General features: G+C 65.6%; 23 protein-coding genes. 16 read left to right on the forward strand and 7 right to left on the reverse strand.

Annotated elements, in window-relative coordinates:
- Positions 1 to 34 precede the first annotated feature (34 nt).
- From A5648_RS08795 to A5648_RS08820, 6 genes are read right to left on the reverse strand one after another with little or no spacing between them, the layout of a single operon-like run.
- Complete coding sequence (locus tag A5648_RS08795; protein ID WP_065024167.1) at positions 35 to 1,189, reverse strand: acyl-CoA dehydrogenase family protein; 1,155 nt, start codon at positions 1,187 to 1,189, stop codon at positions 35 to 37.
- Positions 1,189 to 2,979 carry an acyclic terpene utilization AtuA family protein gene (locus A5648_RS08800; RefSeq protein WP_065024168.1) on the reverse strand — a complete coding sequence of 597 codons (1,791 nt, stop codon included), beginning with the start codon at positions 2,977 to 2,979 and terminating at the stop codon, positions 1,189 to 1,191. The genes A5648_RS08795 and A5648_RS08800 overlap by 1 nt, the downstream gene beginning before the upstream one ends.
- Positions 2,976 to 4,949 carry an acetyl/propionyl/methylcrotonyl-CoA carboxylase subunit alpha gene (locus A5648_RS08805; RefSeq protein ID WP_065024169.1) on the reverse strand — a complete coding sequence of 658 codons (1,974 nt, stop codon included), beginning with the start codon at positions 4,947 to 4,949 and terminating at the stop codon, positions 2,976 to 2,978. Before A5648_RS08805 ends, A5648_RS08800 begins: the two co-directional genes overlap by 4 nt.
- 12 nt (positions 4,950 to 4,961) lie before the next feature.
- Complete coding sequence (locus A5648_RS08810) at positions 4,962 to 6,554, reverse strand: acyl-CoA carboxylase subunit beta (RefSeq protein ID WP_234787370.1); 1,593 nt, start codon at positions 6,552 to 6,554, stop codon at positions 4,962 to 4,964.
- Positions 6,555 to 6,612: 58 nt separating this feature from the next.
- Positions 6,613 to 7,452 carry an amidohydrolase family protein gene (locus A5648_RS08815; protein ID WP_234787371.1) on the reverse strand — a complete coding sequence of 280 codons (840 nt, stop codon included), beginning with the start codon at positions 7,450 to 7,452 and terminating at the stop codon, positions 6,613 to 6,615.
- Between the two features lie 2 nt (positions 7,453 to 7,454).
- A complete protein-coding gene (locus tag A5648_RS08820) occupies positions 7,455 to 8,606 on the reverse strand; it encodes an acyl-CoA dehydrogenase family protein (protein ID WP_065024172.1) in 1,152 nt (383 codons plus the stop codon).
- Positions 8,607 to 8,765: 159 nt separating this feature from the next.
- On the opposite strand from A5648_RS08820, the gene A5648_RS08825 reads away from it, so the two are divergent.
- The 5 genes from A5648_RS08825 (at position 8,766) to A5648_RS08845 (ending at position 13,624) form a co-directional block, all read left to right on the forward strand.
- Complete coding sequence (locus A5648_RS08825) at positions 8,766 to 10,370, forward strand: pyruvate, phosphate dikinase (RefSeq protein ID WP_082966404.1); 1,605 nt, start codon at positions 8,766 to 8,768, stop codon at positions 10,368 to 10,370.
- Between the two features lie 34 nt (positions 10,371 to 10,404).
- Complete coding sequence (locus A5648_RS08830; protein ID WP_082966394.1) at positions 10,405 to 11,160, forward strand: FadR/GntR family transcriptional regulator; 756 nt, start codon at positions 10,405 to 10,407, stop codon at positions 11,158 to 11,160.
- A 69-nt stretch (positions 11,161 to 11,229) separates the two neighbouring features.
- On the forward strand, positions 11,230 to 12,243 hold the full coding sequence (locus A5648_RS08835; RefSeq protein ID WP_065024173.1) for an acyl-CoA dehydrogenase family protein: 1,014 nt from the start codon (positions 11,230 to 11,232) through the stop codon (positions 12,241 to 12,243).
- Positions 12,244 to 12,245: 2 nt separating this feature from the next.
- Entirely contained in the window at positions 12,246 to 12,860 is a 615-nt protein-coding gene (locus tag A5648_RS08840) for a hypothetical protein (RefSeq protein WP_082966395.1), read from the forward strand.
- Positions 12,857 to 13,624 carry an enoyl-CoA hydratase-related protein gene (locus tag A5648_RS08845; RefSeq protein ID WP_065024174.1) on the forward strand — a complete coding sequence of 256 codons (768 nt, stop codon included), beginning with the start codon at positions 12,857 to 12,859 and terminating at the stop codon, positions 13,622 to 13,624. Before A5648_RS08840 ends, A5648_RS08845 begins: the two co-directional genes overlap by 4 nt.
- Before the next feature lie 48 nt (positions 13,625 to 13,672).
- On the opposite strand, the gene A5648_RS08850 is transcribed toward A5648_RS08845, so the two are convergent.
- Positions 13,673 to 14,515 carry a mycofactocin-coupled SDR family oxidoreductase gene (locus A5648_RS08850; RefSeq protein ID WP_065024175.1) on the reverse strand — a complete coding sequence of 281 codons (843 nt, stop codon included), beginning with the start codon at positions 14,513 to 14,515 and terminating at the stop codon, positions 13,673 to 13,675.
- 98 nt (positions 14,516 to 14,613) lie between these two features.
- Between A5648_RS08850 and A5648_RS08855 the strand changes: the two genes are divergently transcribed.
- The 11 genes from A5648_RS08855 (at position 14,614) to A5648_RS08905 (ending at position 25,905) form a co-directional block, all read left to right on the forward strand.
- Positions 14,614 to 15,834, forward strand: a complete 1,221-nt coding sequence (locus A5648_RS08855; protein WP_065024176.1) for a CaiB/BaiF CoA transferase family protein — start codon at positions 14,614 to 14,616, stop codon at positions 15,832 to 15,834.
- A 293-nt stretch (positions 15,835 to 16,127) separates the two neighbouring features.
- On the forward strand, positions 16,128 to 17,642 hold the full coding sequence (locus tag A5648_RS08860) for a class I adenylate-forming enzyme family protein (protein ID WP_065024177.1): 1,515 nt from the start codon (positions 16,128 to 16,130) through the stop codon (positions 17,640 to 17,642).
- A 31-nt stretch (positions 17,643 to 17,673) separates the two neighbouring features.
- Entirely contained in the window at positions 17,674 to 18,582 is a 909-nt protein-coding gene (locus A5648_RS08865; RefSeq protein WP_065024178.1) for an SDR family oxidoreductase, read from the forward strand.
- A complete protein-coding gene (locus A5648_RS08870; protein WP_065024283.1) occupies positions 18,579 to 19,028 on the forward strand; it encodes an FAS1-like dehydratase domain-containing protein in 450 nt (149 codons plus the stop codon). The genes A5648_RS08865 and A5648_RS08870 overlap by 4 nt, the downstream gene beginning before the upstream one ends.
- Entirely contained in the window at positions 19,025 to 19,468 is a 444-nt protein-coding gene (locus A5648_RS08875) for a MaoC/PaaZ C-terminal domain-containing protein (RefSeq protein WP_065024179.1), read from the forward strand. The genes A5648_RS08870 and A5648_RS08875 overlap by 4 nt, the downstream gene beginning before the upstream one ends.
- A complete protein-coding gene (locus A5648_RS08880) occupies positions 19,465 to 19,866 on the forward strand; it encodes a Zn-ribbon domain-containing OB-fold protein (protein ID WP_065024180.1) in 402 nt (133 codons plus the stop codon). Before A5648_RS08875 ends, A5648_RS08880 begins: the two co-directional genes overlap by 4 nt.
- The gene (locus A5648_RS08885; protein ID WP_207511628.1) at positions 19,866 to 21,065 is read left to right on the forward strand and encodes a thiolase C-terminal domain-containing protein; all 1,200 of its coding nucleotides are present in this window, start codon (positions 19,866 to 19,868) and stop codon (positions 21,063 to 21,065) included. Before A5648_RS08880 ends, A5648_RS08885 begins: the two co-directional genes overlap by 1 nt.
- Before the next feature lie 80 nt (positions 21,066 to 21,145).
- Positions 21,146 to 22,306: an amidohydrolase family protein gene (locus A5648_RS08890; protein WP_109470733.1), complete on the forward strand. Its 1,161-nt coding sequence runs from the start codon at positions 21,146 to 21,148 to the stop codon at positions 22,304 to 22,306.
- Positions 22,306 to 22,584, forward strand: coding sequence for a hypothetical protein (locus A5648_RS08895; RefSeq protein WP_065024182.1), 279 nt, complete (start codon positions 22,306 to 22,308; stop codon positions 22,582 to 22,584). The genes A5648_RS08890 and A5648_RS08895 overlap by 1 nt, the downstream gene beginning before the upstream one ends.
- Entirely contained in the window at positions 22,571 to 23,200 is a 630-nt protein-coding gene (locus A5648_RS08900; protein ID WP_065024183.1) for an HAD family hydrolase, read from the forward strand. Before A5648_RS08895 ends, A5648_RS08900 begins: the two co-directional genes overlap by 14 nt.
- A 77-nt stretch (positions 23,201 to 23,277) precedes the next feature.
- Positions 23,278 to 25,905 carry an NAD-dependent epimerase/dehydratase family protein gene (locus tag A5648_RS08905; RefSeq protein WP_065024184.1) on the forward strand — a complete coding sequence of 876 codons (2,628 nt, stop codon included), beginning with the start codon at positions 23,278 to 23,280 and terminating at the stop codon, positions 25,903 to 25,905.
- The last annotated feature ends 10 nt before the right edge of the window (positions 25,906 to 25,915 follow it).

A 25,915-nucleotide genomic window follows, 5' to 3' on the forward strand; every position in this document is an offset into this window, starting at 1 on the left:
GGCCTACTCTCTTGTCGAAATTCTCGTGGGGTCTTCAGCCGAAGAACTGCTTGCGGGTAACGTCGCGGGCCAGTACCCGCAGCATGACCTCGTCGGCGCCGCCGCCTATCGACAGCAGCCGCGAATCACGGAAGAACCGCGAGGTCCAGCTTTCCGCCATGTAGCCCATACCGCCGTGATACTGCAGGCACGTGTCGGCTACCCGGCGAATCAGCTTTCCGGCCAATAGTTTTGCGCTGCTGGTCCGACGGGTGACATCGGCACCGGCGCCGATGAGCTCGGCGCATGAGTACGCGTACTGCTTGAGCGCGTCTACCTCACATGCCAGCTCGGCGAGGTTGTATCGCAGGTATTGGTTGTCGATCAGCTTGCCGCCGAACGCCGGGCGGTCCTGCAGATAGTCCACGGTCTGCTCAATGGCGGTCTGCATCTGCCCGACAGCCTGGTAGACAGCGCTGATGCGTTCGGTCTGGAATTGCTCCATCTGCTGCTGAAAGCCGCGGCCGATCTCACCGATGGTGTTGCGCACCGGCACCCGCACCTTGTCGAAGCTGAGTTCGGCGGTGTCCGAGCACCAGTTGCCGAGCTTCTTGAGCGAGCGGCTGACGGTCAGGCCGGGGCTGTTGTTCGGCACGATGATCTGGCTCATCCCGCGGTAGCCATCCTCGTCGGAGGTGCGTGCCAGCAGGCACAGCCAATCGCCCTGCACACCGTTGGTGATATAGGTCTTGGCGCCGGTGATCACCCAATCATCGCCGTCACGAACGGCCTTGGTGCGAATGCCCGCGACGTCGGAGCCGGCGTCGGGCTCGGTCACCGCGATCGAACAGACCAGTTCGCCGGCGATCGCCGGGGCCAGGAACTCACGCTTGAGTTCGTCGCTGCCGTACGCGTGCAACGACGGCGTGGCCATGTTCGCCTGCACGTTGTAGGCCATCGGGATGCCGTTTCCCGAAAGCCGGCCGAATTCCTCGCAGGCGATCACCGAGAACCAGTGCTCGGCGCCCTCGCCGCCATAGGCCGGGTCGTACTCCAGGCCCAGCAACCCGAGCTTGGCGAACTCCGGAAACAGCTTATGGGCCGGGAACTGGCCGCGCTGCTCCCACTCCTCGTAATACGGTTCGACGGTCTTGGCCAGCATCTCGCGCACGCTGGTGCGAAATAGGTCGTGCTCTTCAGTGAATTGCATCAAGCCTCCGGTGGAGTCGGGTCGGGCAGAAGCGCGGCGGGCACCGATACGCGGGCCGCGCGGAAACGTTCGCCGAGGCCCTTGGCCTGCGGATCCTCGCGTAGGGAGGCGGCTACCCCGTTGCCGAGCAGGCCGACTACTACGATGTTGACGGCGAGTAGGTTCGGCAGCGGGAACACCCGGATCTGTTGACCCCCGAACTCTTTGAACACCTGTGGCAGCCGGCCCGGATCGGACAAGTGGTCGAGCAGCGGCAGGAGGCGTTCGTCGCGCACCCACAGGCCGAGGTTGGCGTTACCGCCTTTGTCGCCCGAGCGAGCTCCCAGGTAGTCCCCGATGACGATCTCCACGAGCTCGGTGCAGGCGATGTCGGTGGCGCACGGGGTGCGTGGCGTATCGGCGATCAGCGGTGCGACGGTGACCGGCTTGGCCACCGTGAGGGCCTGGCCGTCGAGCTGGGCACGCGGCTCCAATCGGGCCACGTCGATCAGCGTGGGCCAGCCCACCATGAACTCACTGGCGGCCCCTGGCGGCGTGGTCAGATACAGCCCCGGATAACTGCCCAGTGCGGTGGCGACCACCGCCGAGGAGAATTCCCGGCCAACCGCGTCGGCGTCCGGATCGGCAACCGAGATACGCAGATAGCTCTGATCATCGGGGGCCTCGGAGTCCAGGCCCGCCCCGACGACCTCGACCGAGGATTCGGCGAAACGCTCTCTGCCACCAGGGATCTGTGCCCAGACGGCGCGCTCGCCGAGCTCGGACTTGGCTCGCCGACAGGTGCCGGTGATCGCCAGGGTCATGGCGTTGCGATAGCCGCCGCGAAAGGTCAACAGGGCTTTGGCATGCGCGGGTGCGCGCTCGCCTCGCACGGTCGAGATCTGGACGCGGTCCGGACCGAGTTGGTGCAGTCGCACGCTATCGAAGCGCGCCACCACATCCGGCACCGGATAGCGCGGACCCGCGATCTCGTAGAGCAACTGGGCCGACACCGAATCCACGGACACCGTTCCGCCGGTGTTCGCTGCCTTGGTGATGACACTGCTCCCATCGCGCGCGATTTCGGCGATCGGGAAGCCCGGCTCGGTCAGATCGGCGATCTCGGTGAAGAACGCCAGGTTGCCACCGGTGACCTGTGTGCCACATTCGATCGCGTGACCGGCGACGGTCGCACCCGCCAACGCATCGACTTCGTCGGGGGACCAGCCGTGCCACCAGGCGGCGGCCCCAGTGACCACCGCGGCGTCGGCCACCCGACCGGTGATCACCACATCGGCGCCGGCGGCTAGTCCGGCGGTGATCGCGTGCCCACCCAGATACGCGTTGGCCGCCACCACGTCGCCGGCGTCACCGCTCCAGGGTTCGCCAGTGTCGAGATGACAAAGAAGCTCACCGGCTGAACGCAATTCGTCGATCCGATCGGTCAGGTCGTCGCCCTCGACGATAGCCACCGAGATCGGCATGTCCAGTCTCTCGGCGATGATCCGTATCTTTTCGGCACAGCCACGCGGGTCGATGCCGCCGGCGTTGGCCACCACCTTGATACCGCGTCGTAGGCAGGCGCCCAACACCTGGTCCATCTGGGCGATGAAGGTGCTGGCGTACCCGGCACGGCCCCGGCTACGGCTCTTGGCCAGGATCGACATGGTCAGCTCGGCCAGCCAGTCGCCGGTCAGCACATCGATCGGTTCACCGCTGTCCAGCAACTGGGCGGCCGCGGCGACGCGGTCGCCGAAGAACCCAGAACAGTTGGCGATCCGGACCGGACGGTCGGCGCGGCCGGGACTCAAGACTGATCCTCCAGTTCGACCAGGACCCGGCCCGCGGGGACCGACTGCCCCACCTCGACCAGCACACCGGTGACCACCGAATCAGCGGAGGCGCGGATCACGTGCTCCATCTTCATCGCCTCCACGACAATCAGTCGGTCACCGGCGCAAACTTCTTGTCCAGTAGTGACATGTACCGACAGCACGGTGCCGGGCATGGGGGAAGTGGGGCCGCCGATGATGGCGTCGATATTCGATTCGGTGAATCGCGGTGCCACAGTGAACGAGATCTGCCCATCGGTTCCGTTGGCCCAGACCCGGGTCTGCGCATCAGAGTCGACATCGCCATCGGTGCGCACCCACTGATTGCGGGCGATGCCGTCGACCTCGACACGATGGCGCGCACCATCACCGCACAGCGCCCGCACGGTGTACTCGACGCCGTCGATGCGGAACAGTCCGAATGCTTCGCCGCTGCGCCCGGGCGGGCGGTAGTCCACCTGGTAGCTGGCGCCGTGATCATCGGTGACGGTCAATTGCACCGGGGGGCGGGCGGTGTTCGACCAGGCCGAGGGTAGCGCGAACCGGTCGGATTCGCCGGAGATCGAGTCGATCACGGCTGCGGCCAACGCGTGCGGTGAAAGCGGTGGCGCCACCACCAGATCGGATCGCTGTTCGAGCCAGTTTGCCGTCACCTGGCCGCTGCGGTAGTCGGGGTCGGCCAGGATCGAGCGCAGGGCAACCACATTGGTGGCCGGTCCGTGCAACTGCAGTCCGGTCAGCGCGGCACGCAGTGTGTTGATGGCATCGATGCGGGTACCGCCGGTGGCGACGATCTTGGTGATCATCGAGTCGTAGTACGGGCTGATGATGCTGCCCGAGGCGACGCCGTCCTCATAGCGCACTCCATCGTCGGCCGGATGCCAGTAGTGGTCGATGTGACCCGTGCTGGGCAGCCAGCCGGCGTGCGGGTCCTCCGCGCACACCCGCGCCTGGATGGCGTGGCCAGTGAAGGTCACATCCGCCTGGGTGAACGGCAACGCAGCGCCCGCGGCCACATCGAGTTGCAGCGCAACCAGGTCGAGCCCGGTGACCTGCTCAGTCACGGTGTGCTCGACCTGCAGTCGGGTATTCATCTCGAGGAAGAAGTACTCGTCGCCCTGGACGAGGAACTCGCATGTGCCGGCGCCGACGTAACCGATCTCGGCGGCCAGCCGCACGGCAGCCTCGGCCATCGCGGCGCGCAGCCAGGCTTCGACCAGCGACGCGGGGCATTCTTCCAGGAGCTTCTGGTGGCGGCGCTGCACCGAACACTCACGGTCGCCGAGATGGACGACGTTGCCGTGCGTGTCACCGAAGACCTGAATCTCGATGTGGCGAGGGCCGGCCAGGAACCGTTCCAAGAAGACCGTCTCGTCACCGAATGATGTCCGGGCCTCGCGCTGCGCCGAGGCAACCGCGGCGGCGAGTTCATCGGCGGATTCGACCAGCCGGATGCCGCGGCCACCGCCTCCGGCGCTCGCCTTGACCAGCAGCGGATAGCCGACCTGCTCCCCCAGTTCGGCCAGGCCGGCACGGGCGTCGGTGATCACCGCGTCGGGCAGCACCGGGACGGAAGCCTTGCGCGCCAACTGCTTTGCCTGCACCTTCGAGCCCATGGCGGCAACACATTCCGCCGACGGGCCGACGAAGGTCAGGCCCGCCGTGGTGACGGCGTCGGCGAACTGGGCACTCTCGGCCAGGAACCCGTACCCGGGGTGGATCGCGTCGCAGTTGGTCCGGCGCGCGGCATCGAGTACCGCCACGATGTTCAGGTAGGTGTCGGTCGCCGATACGCCGGGCAGTGACACCGCTTCGTCGACATCGTCGAGGTAGGGCAGCGTCGCGTCGGGGTCCGAGTACAGCCCCACGGTGTGGACGCCGCGGGCGTGTGCGGCACGGGCCACCCGGCTGGCCACTTCGGCGCGGTTGGCGATCAACAGTCGATGCACGTAGAACCCCTACTAGAAACGGAAGACGCCGAAGCGGGCTGGTCGATGTGCTTTCGGGCCTTCGCTGTCGCGTGATATGGCGAAGGCGACGGTGAGTGCGGCGCGGCTGTGCCGTGGGTCGATGATGCCGTCGTCCCACACGCGGCCGGTGGCATATAGCGCAGTGGATTCCGCTTCGATGCGGGCCTCGTCCTCGGCGCGCTGCGCCGCATCGGCCGTCTCGTCGAACTCGATGTTGCGGGACTGCGCCGAACGTTTGCGCACGATGGACATGACCCCCGCGAGCTGGCGTCCGCCCATCACCGCGATGCGATGAGTCGGCCAGGTCAGTACCAATCGCGGACGGTAGGCTCGACCGGCCATGGCGTAGTTACCCGCGCCGTAGCTGACCCCGACCATCAACGTCACGTGTGGAACCCGGGAGTTGGACACCGCGTTGATGAGCTTGGCGCCGTCCTTGATGATCCCACCCTTCTCGGCCGCGCTACCCACCATGAACCCGGTGATGTTCTGCACGAACAGGATCGGTGTCCCGAGCTGGTTGCACAGCTCGATGAACTGCGCGCCCTTCTGCGACTCGGGGGAGAACAGGATGCCGTTGTTGGCCAGCACGCCGATCGGCATGCCGCTCAGCTCCGCCCACCCAGTCACCAAGTTCGGTCCGTAGAGCGGTTTGAACTCGTCGAACTGCGAACCGTCGACGATCCGGGCGATCACCTCACGAATATCGAACGGCGTCTTGGGATCCTCGGGCACGATGCCCAGCAGCTCGTCGGGGTCGTGTACCGGTGACGGGCCGCCGGGGACCGGATCAACAAGGTCGAAGCGGGAAATCACGGATCGGGCCTGACAGAGGGCGTCGGGTTCATCGGCGGCCAGGTAGTCTGCCAGCCCGGACGCCCGTGCGTGCATGTCGGCCCCACCGAGCTCTTGCTCGGTGACGTCCTCATCGATCGCCATCTTGACCAGTGGGGGGCCACCGAGGAAGGCGTAGCCGCGGTCCTTGACGAAGATGGTGTAGTCACTCATCCCGGGCAGGTAGGCACCGCCGGCGGTAGACGATCCGAAAACAACTGACACCGTCGGAATGCCGGCGGCCGACAACTCAGTTAGTCGGCGGAACTGCTCGCCGCCTGGGACGAAGATGTCGGCCTGCTTGTCCAGGTCCGCGCCGCCCGATTCGACCAGGGTGACCACCGGCAACCGGTTGGTCTCGGCGATGTCCATGGCGCGCAGGGTGCGGGCGATCGAGGTCGGCGACAGCGAACCGCCGCGCACGGTGGGATCGTTGGCGATCACCATGACCGCGCGCCCGCGGATTTCGGTGACGGCGGTGACCAGGCCGCCGCCGAGCGGATCGGTGGTGCCCCAACCGGCCAGCGGTGAGAGTTCCATGATGAAGCCGTGGCGGTCCGCGAGCAGCGAAAGGCGTTCGCGTACCGGAAGTTTTCCACGTTCGCGGTGGCGTTGCACCGAGTCGGCCGAGCCGCCCTCGGCAACCTTGCCTTGTAGACCGTCCACCTCGGCGAGCAGCGCCGCCATGCGCGAGCGTGCCCTGCGGTGAGGCTCGCTCGACGGGTTCACCTCGGTGGCAAGAACGGGCACGATTCCTCCAAATTTAATAACCTGGTTATATAAAAGAATGTGCGTTAAAGCAAGCCCGTCACTCCTGTAGCGCGAACGCCTCCACTACGTTGCCGCGCAGGAACAGCCGGCGCACCTCGGGATTCAGGTCCAACCCATCCAGGCCCTCCAGCGCTGCCTCGAAGGTCAGGATCGGCCAGTCGCTGGCCCAGATGCACTTACGTCGGCCATAGGTACGCAGGAAATGCACGAACGCCGCTGGGTAGTATTTGGGCAGGTGGGCGCTGGTGTCGATGTAGACATTGGGGTGCTTGGCGGCAACCGCGATCATCTCTTCGGTCCATGGCCAGCCGATGTGGCCGGCGACGATGCGCAACTCCGGGAAGTCGATCGCGATCCGATCGATGTGGCCCGGCCGGCCGGTCTCGGAGGTATAGGTCGACGGGCCGGTGCCACCAACCTGGACCTGCAGTGTTATGTCCAGTTCGGTGCAGGCCGCGTACAGCGGATACCACTGCGCCTCAGTGGGGATCTTGTCCAGGATGAACGGCTCGAGCTTGAGCCCCTTGAAACCGTAATCGCCCACCAGTCGGCGAAGTTCGCGGACCGCAGGCATAACGCCGTCCACCGACCATGGGTTGACGTTTGCGATGCCGATCAAGCGGTCCGGGTAGCGCCGCACGGCCTCGATGACGTCGTCGTTGGGGATCAACGGCCCCGCCGAACACAGCGCCTTGCCGACGTTGTTGGCATCCATTTCCTCGATGAGGGTCTCCAACGGCATCCCGGTGCGCAGCCGGGCGCCGTGCTGCATGCGGTCGGCCAGGGTCATGTTTCGCTCGGGCATCTTGGCCACCGTGTCCGGCAGCCAAGGCTGCACCCACGCATCGATCATCGGTGGCGCGTCGTTGTCGGTCATCATCAGCCTTTCGGGAGTCCGAGCACGCGCTCGGCGATCATGGTCTTGACGATCTCGTCGGTGCCGCCGGCGATGTGAAACGCGGGTGCCGACAGCACCACCAATCGCCAGTCGTCGAGGGTGGGATCGGTTTTGGACAGATCGTTACCCAGCCGCTTGGCCACCGCGTCAGAAATCTGCGAGGCAACCTTTCCGGTTGCGAGTTTGGCGAGCGCGGCCTCGGGCCCGGGTGGTTGACCGGTCACCAGGCGGCGGTGCATCCCGGCCTCGAACGCGGCCAGCGCGCGCTGATCGATCACCGCGTCGATGAAGGCTTCGCGGGCGACGCTGTCGTCCCAACCCAGTTCACCGGCCTGGCGCACCAGGCGGCCCAATGATCGGCCGAAGCTGGAGAATCGCTCGAATCCCAGGGTGGCCATGGCGACGGCCCAACCCGCGCCGACCTCGCCGAGCACCGCATCGGCGGGCAGGTCCACATCATCGAAAAAGACCTCCGCGAAGGACGCCCCACCGGTCATCTGCTTGAGTGGGCGCACATCGATACCCGGGGTGGACATGTCCACCACGAATGCGGTCAGTCCCTTGTGACGCGATTGGGTCGGATCGCTGCGCGCGATCAGATAGCCGTACTGCGCGTGCCGTGCCTCCGATGTCCATACCTTCTGCCCGTTGATCCGCCAACCGATCTCGGTGCGTACCGCCTTGGTGGCAACCGCGGCCAGATCGCTGCCGGCGCCGGGCTCGCTGAACAGCTGGCACCACACCTCATCTCCGCGCAGGATGGCCTCGCAGTGTTTCCTCTGCTCGTCATTGCCGACCGCCAGCAGCGTCGGACCCACCATCTCCAGGGTCACGCCGAACAGACCACGCGGGATCTCGTACTCGGCCTCCAGATCTGCCCAGGCCAGGGCGTAGGCCGACGGCAGGTCCTGACCACCGACCTCACGCGACCAGGTCAGGCCGGCGAATCCGTTGTCGAAGAGCAACCGTTGCCAGGCAACGCAATCAGCCCGGAAGCGCTCGGGGTCCCGCAGGTAGCGGAATTGCGCATACATGGCATCGGGAAAGCCGTCGGGCCGATGCTCGGCGTGGGCATCGAGGAAAGCCTTGGCCTGTTGACGAAAGGCATCGAGTGAAGGCGGTTGGCGTTCCATCACACTCCGTACAGTCTGGGGTAGCGACACTTGGCACCTAATTACTAACCTGGTTATATGATAGTGATATCACGTCGCACCGAGGAGTCGTAAGTGAGTTTGCAGGTGTCCGCTCTGGACGGCCAATCCGTCGTCGATCGCCTCAAGGAGGGGCAGTTGGTGGTGCGGCTCGACGGCAGCCGTATCTATTCGCGACGGTTGGTCGGCGGGAAGGCTTATGGCCTGTCAAAGATCCGCGCCGCCGGACTGCCCACGCCACCGGCTTTCACGGCCACCGTAGACGCCTGTCGGCAGTACTTCGAGGGGCCCGAGGCCTTGTTGGAGCGGCTGTGGCCGCAGGTGCGCGACGGCTTGTCCTGGCTGGAAGCGCAGTCCGGTCACGCATTCGGGCAGGGGCCGGTGCCGCTTCTGGTGTCGGTGCGCAGCGGTGCGCCGGCCAGCATGCCCGGGATGATGGACACAGTGCTCAATCTCGGGATCAATGACGAGGTCGAGCAGATGCTGGCGACCAAATGTGGTGGCGAGTTCGCTGCCGACACCCACGCCCGATTCCGCGAGTTGTACCGCCAGGTCGTCGGTCCGGGGGACGGTGTGGTGCCCGCGGATCCGTGGGAGCAGTTGCGTGGTGCGGTCACCGCAGTCTTCGAGTCGTGGAACTCGCCGCGCGCGGTGGCCTACCGGCGCCACCACAACCTGGAAGGCAAGATGGCCGGCACCTCGGTCACCGTGCAGGCCATGGTGTTCGGCAATCTCGATGAACACTCCGGCACCGGTGTGCTGTTCAGTCGCAACCCGTTGACCGGGGAGAACCTGCCATACGGCGAGTGGTTGCCGCGCGGTCAGGGTGAGGACGTGGTCAGCGGCAAGTTCGATCCGATGCCGTTGACCGCACTTGCCGAACACCACCCGGACATCTACCGGCAACTGCTGGAGGCGGCCCGCTGGTTGGAGAACGACGCAGCCGACGTACAGGACATCGAGTTCACCGTCGAGTCCGGCGCGCTTTTTTTGCTGCAGACGCGTGCTGCGAAAAGATCTGCGCGAGCAGCGATTTCGATCGCCGTGGCGCTGCAACGCGAGGGTCTGATCGACGTCGACGAGGCGCTGTCACGGGTGACACTCGCTCAGTTGGAGACCTTGCTTACGCCGGTCATCGAGCCGTCCGCGCTGGCCGGCGCCACGGTGTTGGCAAGCGGACTACCGGCCTGTCCCGGTGTCGGTGCGGGCCGGGTGGTGACAGACAGTGACAGTGCCGAGGATGCCGCCGACGAAGGTGAAAGTGTGGTGCTGGCTCGCGTGACGACCAGCCCCAACGACGTCGGCGGGATGATCGCCGCACAAGCCGTCATCACCGAACAGGGCGGCTCGACCTCCCACGCGGCGGTAGTCAGCCGGGAACTGCACACCCCCTGCGTGGTGGGCTGCGGCAAGGGGGCTTTGGCCGACCTCGCCGGTAGCGCGGTCACGGTCGACGGATCGACGGGCCAGATCTACGCCGGCCTGTTGCCAATGACCAGTCCGTCGGAGGACGCCGATTCGAACATGGCTGCGCTGTTGAGTTGGGCGCGCGAGCGCTGCACGGTCGAGGTGCGGCAGGTCGGTGCTGCGCAGGCCAACGGCATACCGGTAGTCGATCACCGTGACCCGAACTCGGTGTTTCGCACCGTTGACGCGGGGCAGCGGGCGGTGGCAAGCGAGCATCCGCTGCCTGTGCTGCTGATGTTGCTGGAGCGGTCGCGTAAAGCCGACGGCGGTATCCACTAACCAGGATTCCTATTTAGGTGCGACAATCATTGCCGTGTATCCCGATAGTGAGGCCATAACGCATCCGACGGCAGGTCAGCTGGTCGCGGACAACGTCCGCCGCAAAATTATTCTCGGCGAGTTCCGTGATGGTGACTTCCTGCCCAACGAGGCGCAACTGCTTGCTCAGTACGGGGTCTCGCGACCGGTGCTGCGGGAGGCGATTCGCATCCTGCAGTCCGAGTCGTTGCTGACCATCCGGCGGGGGAGCAAGGGCGGCGCCCGGGTCAACGCTCCCCGTCCGGAGCCGGTGGCCCGACAGGCCGGCGGCCTGTTGCAATATGGCCGTACCACGGTTTTCGACGTGTTCCGCGCGCGCTCCATCATCGAGCCACCGGCGGTACGTCTACTCGCCGAGAACTCCACTCCCAGTACGATCCAGCGGCTGCACGAGGCCCTTGAGCTGGAGTCGGAGAGCATCACTGATGCGCGCCGGTGGGGCAAGATTCACGCGGACTTCCACACTCTGGTCGTCGAACTGTCGGGCAGCAACACGCTGGCGCTGTTCGCGCACATCATGTCCGAGATCACCACGGCGCACACCCAGGCGGTATGGCAGCACGCCACCGACGATGCGCAGAAGCGCACCGATTCCGAACTCGCCCATCGGGTGCACCGCAAGCTGGTCCGGCTGGTGGAAGCGGGCAAAGCCGCGGACGCCGAAACGCTTTGGCGTCGCCACCTGGAAGAGACCACCGAGAAGATGTTGTCGAACCAGGGGCAGCGCGAACTGCTCGATCTGATCGACTGATCCCCGTGTAACTGTTCAAGTCAACCTGGTTATACTTTTCTTCGACGGTATTGGTTGGAGGAGAGTTACATGAGCTCAGACCGGCTCGACGATCTGCGCTGCGCCGTCCGCCAAGCCATTTCCAGCGGTAGTGGCCACGATGTCGTCGACCAACTCGACGTTGGCGGTCTGCTGCTCGACGTCGCACACGGCGGACTCGGCATGACCGAGCGCGAAATGGTCATGGTCGGCGAAGAGCTTGGCCGCAACCCCGTGGCGTCGTCCTTTCTGCCCGTGGTGGTACTGGCCGCCACGCTGCTGATCGAGGCCGGTGCGGTCGACCTGCTGGCATCGGCGGCGGAGAAGCGCCATGCTGTTGCCCTGACCGGGCTCGTCGAGGCGTCGACGGACGCCGTGACCGCGGCCAAATCGGGTGCGGGACGGTACCTTCTGCGAGGCTCGGCGTGGGCGTTGACCACGCCCGTTCCGGCCGAGGAACTGTTGATCGCGGTCCCCATCGGCGAGACCGTCGGACTGCTGATGGTCGACATCGCCGATGTGCGGGCCACGCCCGCCAACGAATTGGACCCGCAACGTGGCCTGTTGTGCGTGGACCTGGACCGGGCACCGGCCCGGTTGGTCGCCGACAACGCAACGGCTGCGGTGCGGACAGGCTACCGGCGTGCCCTACTGGCGGTGGCGGCCGAGCAACTCGGCGTGGCTCGAGCCTGTCTGGAGATGTCGGTCGACTACGCCAAGACTCGAACGCAGTTCGGCGCGCCCATCGGGTCGTTCCAGGCGATCAAACACCGACTCGCCGAAACTCTGCTCGATGTCGAGATGGCCGCGGGCGTGCTGGAACAGGCGGTGAGCAGCCGTAGCTTCGACGACGCCGAGTTGGCGTTCGTCGTCGGCACTCGTGCGGCGACCTCGGCCGCCCAGGCCGGTATCCACATTCACGGTGGTACCGGTTTCACGTGGGAGCACTCCGCGCACTGGTATCTGCGTCGCGCACGGGTGAACGCCACCCTGCTGGGCTCCGCCGGTGCGCATCGTGAAGCCATCGCGGCCTCAGCCGGTATCACCTCGAGCAAGGGAAGCTGATCATGATCGACGAACTGACCATCCTGCGGCTCGTTGCCATCAAGGGGCGCGTAACCGCCGATGCTGTCGCCGGCAGCCTGGGCGCCGACGCAGCGCAGGTTCAGGCCCAATTGGATGATCACACCGAGCGCGGGTTGTTCAAGAACACGCCGATGGGTTACCGGATCACACCGGTGGGGCGCGAGCGCTGCACCGAACTGGTGGTCAGCGAACGCCAGGATGCCAACGCGGCGGCCGTGGCGGAGATCTATGAGGCCTTCACCGAGCACAACACGGAACTCAAGGAGATCGTCACCGATTGGCAGACTCGCGGCCCCGATCAGCCCAACGACCATACCGACGCAGCATACGACGCGGAGGTTCTGCGACGGCTGCTGGGACTGCATCGGCAGGTACTGCCGCTCGTCGAGCGAATCTGCAGTGCTGCACCGCGGTTGACTCACTATCGGACTCGGTTGGCCAAAGCTGCGGATGCGGTCGCCGCCGGTGACAACAACTACGTGTCCAAGCCGATACTGGACAGCTATCACACGGTGTGGTTCGAACTGCACGAAGATCTGATCGGGTTGGCCGGCCTGACCCGAGCTGGAGAGGCCGAAGCGGGACGCGGCGCGTGAGCTTGGTCAAGGTCGACGTCGGCGGCGGCGTTGCCCGACTGCTGCTGGATTCGCCGGCCAACCGCAATGCGCTCTCGACACAACTGCGCACCGAGTTGTATACCGCGCTGCGGGACGCGATCGCCGAGGATGGTGTGCGCAGCATCGTATTGAGCCACACCGGGACCGTGTTCTGTTCGGGTGCCGACCTCAAAGAGGCCCGCGGTGGTCCGGCAGCACTCCGCACTGCGACGGTGCCGCAGATCCTTATCGACATCTGGCGCTCCCCCAAGCCGGTGATCGCGGTCCTCGCTGGAGTGGCCCGGGCCGGTGGCCTGGGCCTGGTCGCAGCCTGCGATGTTGTGATCGCCAGCAGTTCGGTGACTTTCGCGTGCACCGAGGTGCACCTAGGAGTGGTGCCCGCGGTGATCTCGGCGGTGATGCGTCCACGGATGACGAGCGCGGCCATCCACCAGTTGTACCTGACTGGGCTACCGGTATCCGCGCAGTGGGCGCAGCAGGCAGGATTGGTCGACGTCGTTGTCGAACCCGAGCGGCTCGATGACGAATTACGCCGGTACACCGAAGCATTCAACCTGGCCGCGCCGCAGGCCTTGGCCGCCACCAAGCGACTGTCGCGAAGCAACGATGCAATCGCGGCGCTGCAGACCGAACTGGCCCAACTGGAAAAGCTATCGGCCCGGCACTTCGCGTCAGAGGAAGGCCGCGAAGGCCTCGCCGCGTTCGCCGAGAAGCGTCGGCCGCGCTGGGCGCCGTCGGGCTAGCCTTGTCGGCTGGTTGCCCTCGGCAAGCCGGACCGGGCGGAAGGCCTGTCAGATCTTGAGCAGTGCCCCTCCGTCGACCGGAAGCTGAAGTCCGGTGACATAACGGGATTCGTCCGATGCCAGGAACACCACGGCATTGGCGATGTCGTCGGGCTCGACATAGGGGATGGGCATCGACTGCATGTGCGGGAACGCCTCTTCGGCGTCGGCCCGGGTCGGTTCGGCCAGGTCCTTGCGGAATGCCTTGTACATCGGCGGGCTGTGCAGCATGTCGGTGTTGCAGTTCGTCGGGTGCACCGCGTTGACCCGGATGCCCTGGGAGGCAACTTGGCGGGCCAGTACCACCACATAGTCGCTGATGAACTGTTTGGCCAGGCCGTAGCCTGCACCGCCTGGGCCGTTACCGGGGTTGTTGACGGCGTTAGGCAGCATGGCTGCCACCGATCCGGTGGCTATGATCGAGCCGCCCTGCGAAATCAGCGGAAGTGCAACGTGAATGGTGTTCAGCACGCCCACCAGGTCGACATCGACGGCGTCGGCGAACGCCGTGACCGGGTAGTCGGTACCGATCGGACAGATACCGGCGTTGGCCACCACGACGTCGAGTCCGCCGAGTGTCTGGACGGCTGTTTGCACGGCCTTGTCCATTGAATACCGGTCCCGCACATCCACGATCACCGGGACGGCCCGGCGTTCGAACTTCTCGACCAGCCGTACCGTCTCATCGAGGTCTTGGGGTGTGGCCATCGGGTATCCGACGCCGGGGATATCGGCGCAGACGTCGATCAGGATGACATCGGCGCCCTCCTCGGCGAGCCGGATCGCGTGGTGCCGACCTTGGCCGCGCGCGGCGCCGGTGATCAGTGCCTTCTTACCTCTAACCCGCCCCATCGCAGATCTCTCCTCGCAGTCTCGGCGACCATGCCCATCAAATTATATGACGTGGTTAGTCTATTATGGCTACGCTACCTAGACGAGGAGAACAGCGCATGCCCGGGGTAATGGATGGCATTCGTGTCATCGAGCTCGCCACGTGGGGATTCATCCCGTCGGCCGGTGTCGCACTGGCGGATTGGGGTGCCGAGGTCATCAAGATCGAGCACCCGGTGCACGGCGATCCGATGCGCGGACTGGTCAGTGGCGCGCTGGCGGCCGCCGGCCAGCAACCCGTCCCGTTCATGTTCGAGACCTTCAGCCGCAACAAGTCCAGCGTCGGTATCGACCTCACCACTGAGCCGGGCCGCGAAGCCCTGCTGCGGTTGGTGGCCACTGCCGACGTGTTCCTGACGAATTACCTTGAGCCGGTACGCAAGAAGCTGCGGGTCGACGTCGACGATCTGCTGGCCGTCAACCCCCGGCTGGTCTATGCGCGCGGAAGCGGTCTGGGGCCCAAGGGCGACGAATCCGCAACCGGAGGATTCGACCTGGCGTCCTATTGGTCGCGCGGTGGGGTAGGCCATGTCAGCACCGAGGCCGGCGCCGACTATCCGCCGCCGATGCCGGGCGCCGCCTTCGGCGATCTGCAGTCGGGGCTTTATGCCGCCGGCGGGGTGGCCGCGGCGCTACTGGGCCGCGAGCGCACCGGTGAATCCCAGGTCGTTGATGTCAGCCTGCTGGGCGCGGCAGTATGGGCGACCGCCCCGCATATCGCCGCGGCATCGTGTTATGACATCGACGCGATGCCCCGTGGCGATCACCAATCGGCCCACAACCCGATCAGCAACACCTACCGCACCAAGGATGACCGGTACATCGCCCTGGTCATGCTCGAATCCGACCGATTCTGGGCGCCGCTGGTCGAACTTGCCGGCCGCCCGGATTTGGCCAGTGACGTGCGGTTCCGTGACTCCGCTGCCCGCGCCGAGAACAGCGCCGCCTGCATCGCCGAGCTCGACGCCGTGTTCGCGCAACGTACCGCGGCCCAATGGTCCGAGCTGCTCGGACGGCAGCGTGGCGTGTGGGCGCTGGTGCAGACTCCGTGTGAAGTCGCCGCCGATCCACAGGTGGTAGCCAACGGCTACGTGGAAGCCGTACGACGCGACGATGAGGTATCCGTCTCGGTGGCGATGGCGCCGATCCAGTTCGAAGGCGCCGCACCCCAGCCGGTCGCGGCACCAGACCTGGGCGCTGACACCGATCGACTGCTGCTCGACGCGGGCTACGACTGGGACGAACTGGTGCAGATGAAGATCGACGGCGCCATCACCTGACACCGTCGGCAACGTTGTGCTCACCGGGCGATACCCCGACTGCTATCGCGGTATCGCGCGGTAGTGCTTTGCGCTTGAAAACATTGCGGTGTAGTGGTTTCAGTCACCCTCTTGGTCACCGTGACGTCGGTCGCCCAGCTGGCCGCTCGCCGGTCGTGGTGGTCTGCGACCCGCCCGCCGAAGGTTCGACCCGCGAACGGTTTCCAAGATCCATGTAATCTTGTTACGCTAACCTGGTTATATTAATCTGCTTGTTTGAGTGTTAGCGCGCCACGTTCGGTGAGGGTGTCTGGATGAATTTGATCGAAACAATGCAGCGGCGGATGAATGTCGCGGGTGACGAGCCGTTGCTGTGCTATCGCGGCGAGTGGCGAAGCCGAAGCGAGTTCGCCGCGGCCGCGCGGACGATCGATACTCTGCTCGCCGAACACGGTGTCGGCCGGGGCGATCCGGTGGGCATCTTCATGCGCAACCGCCCGGGACTGGTGGCCGCTCTCACGGTGGTGTTCGCCACCGAACGTCCGCTCATCGTGCTCAACCCGCTGACTCCCGACGGGGCCGTTGGCGACGAGGTGCTGGCCCTGCGTCCGGCGGCCGTGCTGGCCGACGGCGAGGACTGGGCGCGCCCGGAGTTGGTCAAGGCCGTGACCACCTGCGGCGCTTTGGGTGTGCAGGTCGACGTGCCCTCTGGTGCGGAGTCGGCGGCGACAGTGGTGACGCCGCGAACCAATGCGTCATGCGCGGCCATCGACGACGGTGTGGCGGTGCTCATGCCAACCAGCGGCACCACCGGTCCGCCGAAGCGGATCCCGTTGCGGTACAAAGAGATCGAGCAAGCGCTCAACGGTGCGCAGGAGCACTACATGACGGGCAGTGCGCGCAGCGGTAGCGTTCGCGGCGGCGGCGTGCAGATCATCTCCCTCCCATCGACCAATATCAGCGGGCTCTGGGCGATCATCACCGCACTCAATGGCGGCGGCCGCGCCCTGTTACAGGACAAGTTCGAACCGTTGGAGTGGTCCGAGGCAGTCGCCGAATATCAGGCGCGGTCGGTGTCGCTCCCCCCCGCCGCGTTGCGCATGGTGCTCGATGCCGGCGTGGCGCCGGCCAAGCTGGCCAGCCTCAAAGCGGTGTGGGCCGGTGCGGCACCGACCGGGGCCGACCTGGCCGCCCAGTTCGAAGAGACTTACAGCTGTCCGGTGCTGCTCAGTTACGGGGCCACCGAATTCACCGGTGGGATCGCCGGTTGGTCGCTCAAGGACTGGCAACAGTGGAAAGACACCAAACGCGGCAGTGTCGGGCGCTCCCATCCCGGCGTCGAGATCTCGGTGATCGACCCGGACACCGGGGAGCTGCTTGACGCCGGTGAGCATGGCATCCTGCAGGTCCGCTCGGCGCAGGCTTCCGGCGGCAACGCGCAGTGGGTCCGCACCAACGACCTGGGCATTGTCGACGCGGACGGCTTCGTCTGGATTCATGGTCGTGCCGACGATGTCATCAATCGGGGGGGCTTCAAGATATTCCCGGCCGAACTCGAGGACTGCCTCGAAGCCCATCCGCAGGTGCGCGAGGCCGTGGTCTTCGGCATCGCCGACGATCGACTCGGAGAGGTGCCCGTCGCGGTGGTGGTGGCTGCCGGCGAGATCTCCGTCGACGAACTGATCGCGTGGACCCGCAGTCGGCTGCCTGGCTACAAGGTGCCCACACGCATCCAACTCGCCGATGCCATTCCACGGAACTCGGCCATGAAGATTCTGCGCAAACAGGTCCGTGAAGAGTTCGAACTATCCACCGCAGCAACGCAATGAAGCGGTTCTGAGACAACAAGGGAGTCCGACAGTGCAGTCCGATCTGACTGACCGCGTCGTCGTCATCACCGGAGCCGGCAATGGTCTGGGCCGTGCGCACGCACTCGCCTTCGGCCAGGCCGGTGCCGCGGTCGTGGTCAACGATCTCGGCGGAAGCCGTGACGGCAGCGGGGGATCGACCGGTCCAGCCCAGCAGGTGGTCGACGAGATCATCGCGGCCGGCGGGCGCGCCGCGGCCAACACCGACGACATCAGCACCTGGGACGGCGCGAAATCGCTGATCGACCAGGCCGTCGACAACTTCGGCAAGCTGGATGTCCTCGTCAACAACGCCGGCATCCTGCGTGACCGCATGCTGACCTCGATGTCGGAAGCCGAGTGGGACGCGGTGATAGCCGTGCATCTCAAGGGCACGTTCTGCCCGACCCGTCATGCAGCTGAATACTGGCGCAACCAATCCAAGGCCGGCACCGCCGTCGACGCTCGCGTCATCAACACCACGTCGCCATCGGGATTGTTCGGCGCGCCAGGCCAAAGCAACTACGGTTCGGCGAAAGCCGGGATCGCCGGCTTCACCGTCATCACCGCCATGGAGCTGGCTCGCTACGGCGTCACCGTCAACGCGGTCGCACCTACGGCGCTGACTCGGTTGACCGACGATGTTCCGGCTATGCATGATCTGGCGGCGTCGACCGACATGGCACCGGAGGGCGTCTCACCGCTGGTACTGTGGCTGGCCGGCCCTGTGGCCCGAAGTGTGACCGGCCGGGTGCTGGCGGCGATCGGCGGCACCATCGCGGTGGTCGACGGTTGGGCCTACGGCCCGGAGGTTCGCAGCGCCGAGCGCTGGACGTTGGCCCGGTTGGATCAGGAAATGCCCGCACTGTTGGACAAGGCGCTGCCGGGCGCCGACATCACCGGATGTCGGGCCGCCCGATGAGCGCATCGACCAGCCACCCCGCCCAAAAGCTGATCGGGACAGTCCTTTTCAGCTACGACATGCCCATCGAGCGGGGTAAGATCCGTGAGTTCGCCGCAGCCACCGAGGCGACCGACCCCGTCTACCGAACCGCGAACCCGCCGGTCCCGCCGACGTTCATGGCCACCAGCATGCACTGGGAACCACAGGACCCACCGCTGGCGACCCTGCTGGGCCTGAATCTGAGCCGGGTTCTGCAGGGCGGTCAGGAGTACACCTTCACCGGTCCCCTGCCGCAGGCCGGAGACTGCCTGCACGCGGAGACCTCGGTGGAATCGGTGACCGAAAAGCACAGCAGCCGCGGTGGTGTGATGACGGTGGTCGTCGTGCTCACCCGGTTCACCCGACCCGACGGCAGTGTGGCCGCAGAGGGGCGTGCCACCGTGATCGAGCGGGCCGAATCATGAGCGCGCCAGCTCGGTTCGGCGCCGGGGCGGCGCTGCCCGAACGACGCTTCGGGCCGCAGACGCACACCGACATCATTCGCTACCAGGGCGCCAGCGGTGACTTCAACCCGATCCACCACGATCTCGAATTCGCTCGGTCGGCGGGGATGCCCGGAGTGTTCAGCGTCGGCATGCTGCAAGCGGGGTATGCGGCCACCTACTGCGTGGACCTGTTCGGCCCAAGCAGTGTCCGTCGGCTCGCGGTCCGGTTCGCAGAGCAGGTGTGGCCCGGTGACGAACTGGTGTGCCGGGGCACCGTGACCGCGGTGACGTCCACCGACGACGGCGACACCGCCGAGATCGAGCTGACGATTTCGCGTGCTCCCGGCGGGGTGGCCGTATCCGGTTCGGCCACGGTCCTTCTCGAGTCCAGCGCCGAACCTGAAAGGTCCCCCGCATGACCGATCACGTCATACCGGTCGTCAACTACCTGGTGCTCGGCGAGCGTCCGCATCTGACGGGGCTTCGTTGCGCCGACTGCGGCGCCGTCTACCTGCTACGTCGTTCAGCGTGTTCGCGCTGCGGCGGAGCCGAACTTGGCGAGCGCGTCGACCTCGGTGACGTCGGGGTGGTGACAGCGGCATCAGTGGTCCATCGCGCCCCAGAAGGCGTGCAGACGCCGTTCGTCAGCGGTGTGGTGGCTCTCGACGGTGGTGGCCATGTGCGGACCAACCTGACCGGTGCCGCCGAGGACCCGGTGGCGGCGGTCGGCCGGCGCGCGAGGATGCGCACCAGATCGATCGGAACCGACAGTCGCGGGGTGGAAGCGGTGTCGTACGAATTCGAGGTGCAGAAATAATGACGGACACCGTGTGGATCGTCGGTGCGGCCATGACCAAGTTCGGTCGTTTTCCTGATGCCGACCTAGTCGACCTGGGAGCGAGCGCCGCTCGCAGTGCGCTCGCCGACAGTGGCACCACCATTCATCAAATGCAGACGGTTGCCGTCGGTAATGTCTTCGAGGGGATTACCGGAGTGGGGCAGCGGATCATGCATCAGATCGGACAGACCGGCGCACCGGTCTACAACGTATCGAACGCGTGTGCGACCGGTGCGACGGCGCTGCGCACGGCGTTGCTCTCGCTGCGTGCCGGCGAGGCCGACCTGGCGCTGGCCATCGGGTGCGAACAACTCGGCAAGCGCGGTCTGCTGGCCGCCGGTGAAGAGCCGCGCGGGTCTGAGTTCAGTCCGCGCGGCCGGGATGGCGCCGTCGTCGAGCCCGAAGGTGTGATCGGCAGCGCCCTGATGCCCTCGGTGTTCGCCGAGGCGGGAGTGGCCTACCTGGCCCGCAACCCCGAGGCCACGGTCGAACACTTCTATAAGGTGGCGCAGAAGAACCACCTGAACTCCGCGCTGAATCCACTGGCCCAGTACCGCAAGGAGTTCAGCCTCGAGCAGATCGCCGGTGGCGATGTGATCGCGTATCCGAACACCGCCCTGATGTGTTCGCCGACCGGTGACGGCGCCGCGGCCGTGGTACTGGCCACCAATGCCGCCCTGAGCAAGCTGGACCCCGGCGTGCGCGACCGCGCGGTCAAGGTCAGCGCCTCGGTGTTGGTCAGCGATCCGTGGGTCGAGCAGGCCGAGGCATCGTGGGACGTGGACACCGTCACGCAAAATGCGGCGAACCAGGCCTACGAGGCTGCCGGCATCGGGCCCGGCGACCTCGACATGGTCGAACTACACGACTGTTTCGCCACAGCGGAGTTGGTGCACTACGAGAATCTGGGCCTGTGCGAACGGGGTGGAGCGGCGAGCTTCCTTGATTCCGGGGCGCCGTGGCGCGGCGGTAAGACGCCCGTCAACATCTCCGGCGGGTTGTTGTCGAAGGGGCATCCTCTGGGTGCCACCGGTATCGCCGGGGTGTTCGAGGTTGTCACGCACCTGCGCGATGAGGCCGGTGATCGGCAGATCGACGGCGCCAAGGTCGGCTTGGCACACGTCCTCGGCCTGGGCAGTGCATGTGCGGTCCACGTGCTCGAACGCCGTGCGGGTTGATCCTGCCGCAGGCCCTTCCGGGCGCATCGTTTCGACGTTAGACTAGAATCAAATAACCAGGTTATACATTAGGAGTATTCATGCCGCTGCAGGATCGCATGCAGTTGATCTCCGTCGATGACCACCTCATCGAGCATCCGAGGGTCTGGTCGGATCGCTTACCGGCCAAGTATGCCGCGCTCGGCCCGCGGATCGTTGAGGTGCCGCGTTCTAAGGGGGGACCGCCCAGCCAGGTCTGGGAATATCAGGGCAAGACCTACCCGCAGATCGGCCTGAACGCCGTCGCGGGCAAGAAGCCCGAGGAGTACGGCATCGACCCATCACGGTTCGATGAGATGCTGCCGGGCTGCTACGACCCGGTGCAGCGGCTGGCAGACATGGACCTCGACGGGGTGGAGGCAGCCCTGTGCTTCCCGTCCTTCCCGCGGTTCGCCGGCACCGTCTTCCTGGAGGGCGAGGACCGCGATGTGGCGCTGGCCAGCGTGCAGGCGTTCAACGACTTCATCCTCGACGAGTGGTGTGCGGCGGCGCCGCACCGCTACATCCCACTGGTGATCTTGCCGTTGTGGGATGTGCAGCTCTCGGTGGCCGAGGTGCATCGCACTTTCGCCAAGGGCGCCCGGACCATCGCATTCCCGGAGAATCCGCACCCGCTGGGGCTGCCGTCGATCCACACCGATCACTGGAATCCGTTGTTCAGCGTCGCCGAGGAATATGACCTGCCGCTGTCCATGCACTTCGGCACCTCGGGCCAGTCCCCGAAACCCTCGCCCGAAGGGCCCATGGCGGTCAGCATTACGCTGTTTGGCACCAACTCGATGTCCGCATTGACCGATCTGCTGTTCTCGCCGGTCTTCCACCGTCACCCCAAGCTCAAGGTCGCGTTGTCCGAGGGCGGCATCGGTTGGGTTCCCTACATGCTCGAGCGCGCCGACTACGTGTGGGAACGGCATCGCTTCTACCAGAACGTCAATCAGGAGTACCGGCCGTCGGAGCTGTACTACAAGCACGTCTATTCGTGCTTCATCGACGATCGGCACGGGCTGGAGGCTCGCGACAAGGTCGGCCTGGACAACATCCTGTGGGAGTGCGATTACCCACACTCGGATTCCAACTGGCCCAACAGTCGCAGAATCGCGCAGGAGGTCTTCGCCAAGGTGCCCGACGAGGACACGCACAAGATCGTCGAACTCAACGCCCGCCGACTGTTCAATTTCCCGCGGGTGGAGATCGCGAAGTAATGAATCACCAATCCCCGCAGCCCATTCCGCCCGAAGCGATGCTCGGGCCATCGGACTGGGATGACGAGGACCTACTGACAGTTGTGGGGGCATCTGATCGGCTGGTCGGCGAGATAGCGGCTTGCCGGGAGCGCATTCGACAGGCCGAAGAGGTGCTGGACGGCGCGGCTGACGACGCCGAGGCGGCGGCCATACTGGCGGCGGAACGTCAGCGATCCGACGACCTGATGCGCGCCGTCGAGCGCATCAAGGACGCCCAGGCCAATGCCCCGCGCTGAGGCCGGCGGGATCTCCGCGGTCGTCTTCGACATGGGTGGGGTGCTGACGGTCGATCCGTTCGAGGCATGCCGGGCGTATGCCCGCGAGCTCGGTATTCCGTTAGATACCTTTGTCGACCAGCTGCGTGGGCCGGTGTTCGCCGAGGTGGAATGCGGGCAGCTTGCCATTCGCGACTTCCTCAAGTTCGCCTGCCGGGACGTCTCCGAACGCCTCGGGGTGGCCGTTGACATTCGGCGCCTGGCCGACTGCCTGGCGGCCGGTCAGCGGGTGCGAGCTGAAATGGTGACGCTGATCGGTGACCTGACCGCCCGCGGGATCAAGGTCGGGGTGCTGACCAACAACGCCAAAGAGGCGGCCTCGTGGTGGCGCAGCGGCGTGCTTCCTGTGGAAAGCTTTACCGCTGTGGTGGATTCGTCCCAAGTTGGGATCCGTAAGCCCGACCCGGCGATCTATGCGCTGACCGCCAAACGCATGGGATCCCGCGCGGAGGAGCTGCTGTACTTCGACGACCTGGATGAGAACGTGGACGGTGCGGTCTCGGCGGGGCTGGCGGGGGAGCTCTTCACCGACCCGGCCTCCTGCCGCGCCGTATGCGCGCAACGGGGCCTGCTCTAGGGGTTTGAGCTCCAGACACAACCAAAATAATATAACCAGGTTATAGTTACGTCGTTGGCTGAGATTGCGAAGGTGATATGTCAGGGCGAATTCTGGTAACGGGCGGCACCGGCGCCGCCGGTGCCGCCACCGTCAAATGGCTCAAGCGGATGGGTGCCGACGTCGTGGTCCTCGCGCGCCGCCCCCCCGCGGTGCCCGTCGCCGGGGTGGAGTACGTCGCCGCCGATATTCAAGACGCCGACGGCGTCTCGCGAGTGGTCGCCGGCTGCGATGCCATCGCGCACTTCGCCTGGACAGTGTCGGCCATGCAGAGTGCCGAGATCGCCGAGGGCATCGACATCGGGGGCACCACCAACCTGCTGCGGGCCATGGCCGACCACGACTGCCGTCGTATGGTGTTCGCCTCCTCGATCACCGTCTACGGCGGACACGCGGATCACCCGCGACCCTTCACCGAGGACGAAACGCCGCGCCCGGCAGCCTCTTTTCACTACGAGAACAACAAAGTTCGCGCTGAGCAGATGATCCTCGATTCCGGTGTGGAGGCGGTCAATGTACGTCCCACCGTGATCGTCGGCCGCTCGTCGTGGAGCGCGCCGGCCAACATCTTCCGTCAGCCGGTAGTCGTCACACCTGGCCGGGACGCCTGCATGCAGCTTGTGCACGTCGATGATGTCGGCCGGTTCTGCGCGCTGGCCGCATTGGGCGGACCCACCGGAACGGTGAACCTGAACGCTGATGACGCCCTGACCTTCACCGAAATGGCACGCATCGTCGGGCGGCCCGTGATCAACTCCGGCAAGCGATTCGCGCAATTGCTCGCTGGCCTGATCGGGCGGGCCGAGAACTTCAGCTCGGTGCCCGATCTCATCGACTTGTTCCTGCACTACCCGCTGGGCGATACCCGAAAGTTGCGCGAAGAATTCGGGTTCCGCTGTGCCTACAGCTCGGCCGATGCGGTCGCCGACATGACCGACTGGTCGTCGAGCACGTGGACGGTGGGGACTCGCTCGGTGCGCAAGCCGATCCGCCTGGGGGTGCCGGCCGTGCATCCCCGCAACACCAGCGGTTCCGACGGCAGTGTGACACGCATCGTGCCGCCGGAATACACCGGCGAATTCGACAATGTCACCGGCGATCCCGAACTGCCGGAGTGGAGTGCGGCCAACCTCTCGGAAGCCTTCCCCGGCCCGATGACACCGTTCTCGCTCGGACTGGCGAATCGAATTCTGTTCAGCGGCGCCAACATGCTCGACCACCTGTTCCCGATGGACCGCGATCTGATCGCCACGGTGAGCACCAAGCAGGTCGGGACGATCGGCCACCGGCTGTACAACAACATGACGGTGATGAAGCGGCTGGCCGGCGCCATCCCGGGGCAGACACCGGAGAGCTTCGAGCTGCAGATGAACGGAACCCCGCTGCCCGAGGGCTACCAGGCGCCGCCGATGTCCCGGGCCGATTTGCTGGCCGGTGTGCAGGCTGCGGTGAAGGGTGGTCCGCAGATCGCCGGACTCGGCAGGGAAGTCGCCGACATGGAACGGCGTGCGCAGCGTCTGGTCGCAGACCGCCCGAATCTGACCGCGATCAGCGATGAACAGTTGTTGTCGCGTCTGGAGTTGGTGTCCGACACGGTGGTACGTGCTTGGGATATCAATTTGATGAATACTTTCATGGTCAGCCTCCCGATGAACCTGATCGCCCGGCGCTACGGGGAACGTTCCGCTATGAATGTGCGTGCCGGAACACAGAATCTGCGCAGTGCGGCACTGCTGCGCGGCGTACGAGAACTCGCTGATCTGGTGGCGCGGGACGACGGTCTGCGCCGATTGATCGCCGAGAGTCCACGCGAGGTAGTGCTCGACAAACTCCGCAGTGATGCACCCGGATTCGCCACGAAATTCGACCGGCTGGTGGCCGACTGCGGGCACCGCGGCCCGGGCGAGACCGAACTGAGCAACGAAGTCTACGCCGATGCACCCGAACTCTTGCTGCGATCGGTGCTGGGCAGCATCCGCGGGGCGGAGACGCCTGCCGTGGAGGCCACGTCTGGATCGCCGATGAGTCGGGCACTCACTCGGGTCGCGGTCAGTGCGATGGAGCGCCGGGAGAACGGGCGCGACGTCTGTATGAAGGTCACCTACGAGTTGCGGTTGGTACTGAGGGAATGGGGTCGCCGATTGGTGAGTCGTGGCATCCTGGATTCGGCCGATGACGTGCATTATCTGACTCTTGACGAAATCTATTACCCACCAGCAAGTTCCAAGGCGACAGTCGCTCGCCGGCGCGAGGAGCGCGAGCGGCTGGCGAAACTCGACTATCCGGTGCACTTCACTCAGCCGTGGGCACCCGACGATGCCGGTTTGGTCGACGACGCCGAGATGGTTACCGGTCAGGCGGTGTCGCCCGGCACCGCGCGGGGCATCGTGCGCATCCTGGCGCATCCCGACGACGACTTCGAACCCGGTGAGGTGCTGGTAACCAACGTCACCGACACCGGCTGGACGCCGTTCTTCGGTTGTGCCGCGGCCATCGTCACCAATGTCGGTGGCGCGATGTCCCACGCCGCGATCGTAGCCCGCGAGTTCGGTATCCCCGCCGTCGTCAACACCATGACCGCCACCCGGCAATTGCGGGACGGACAGTTGGTCGAGGTCGACGGTACCGCCGGAACAGTTCGCGTCATCAATGCCAAGGTCAGCTGAGAGGAGCGAG

It is taken from the genome of Mycolicibacter sinensis (assembly GCF_001673565.1).
GTDB lineage: Bacteria > Actinomycetota > Actinomycetes > Mycobacteriales > Mycobacteriaceae > Mycobacterium > Mycobacterium sinense_C.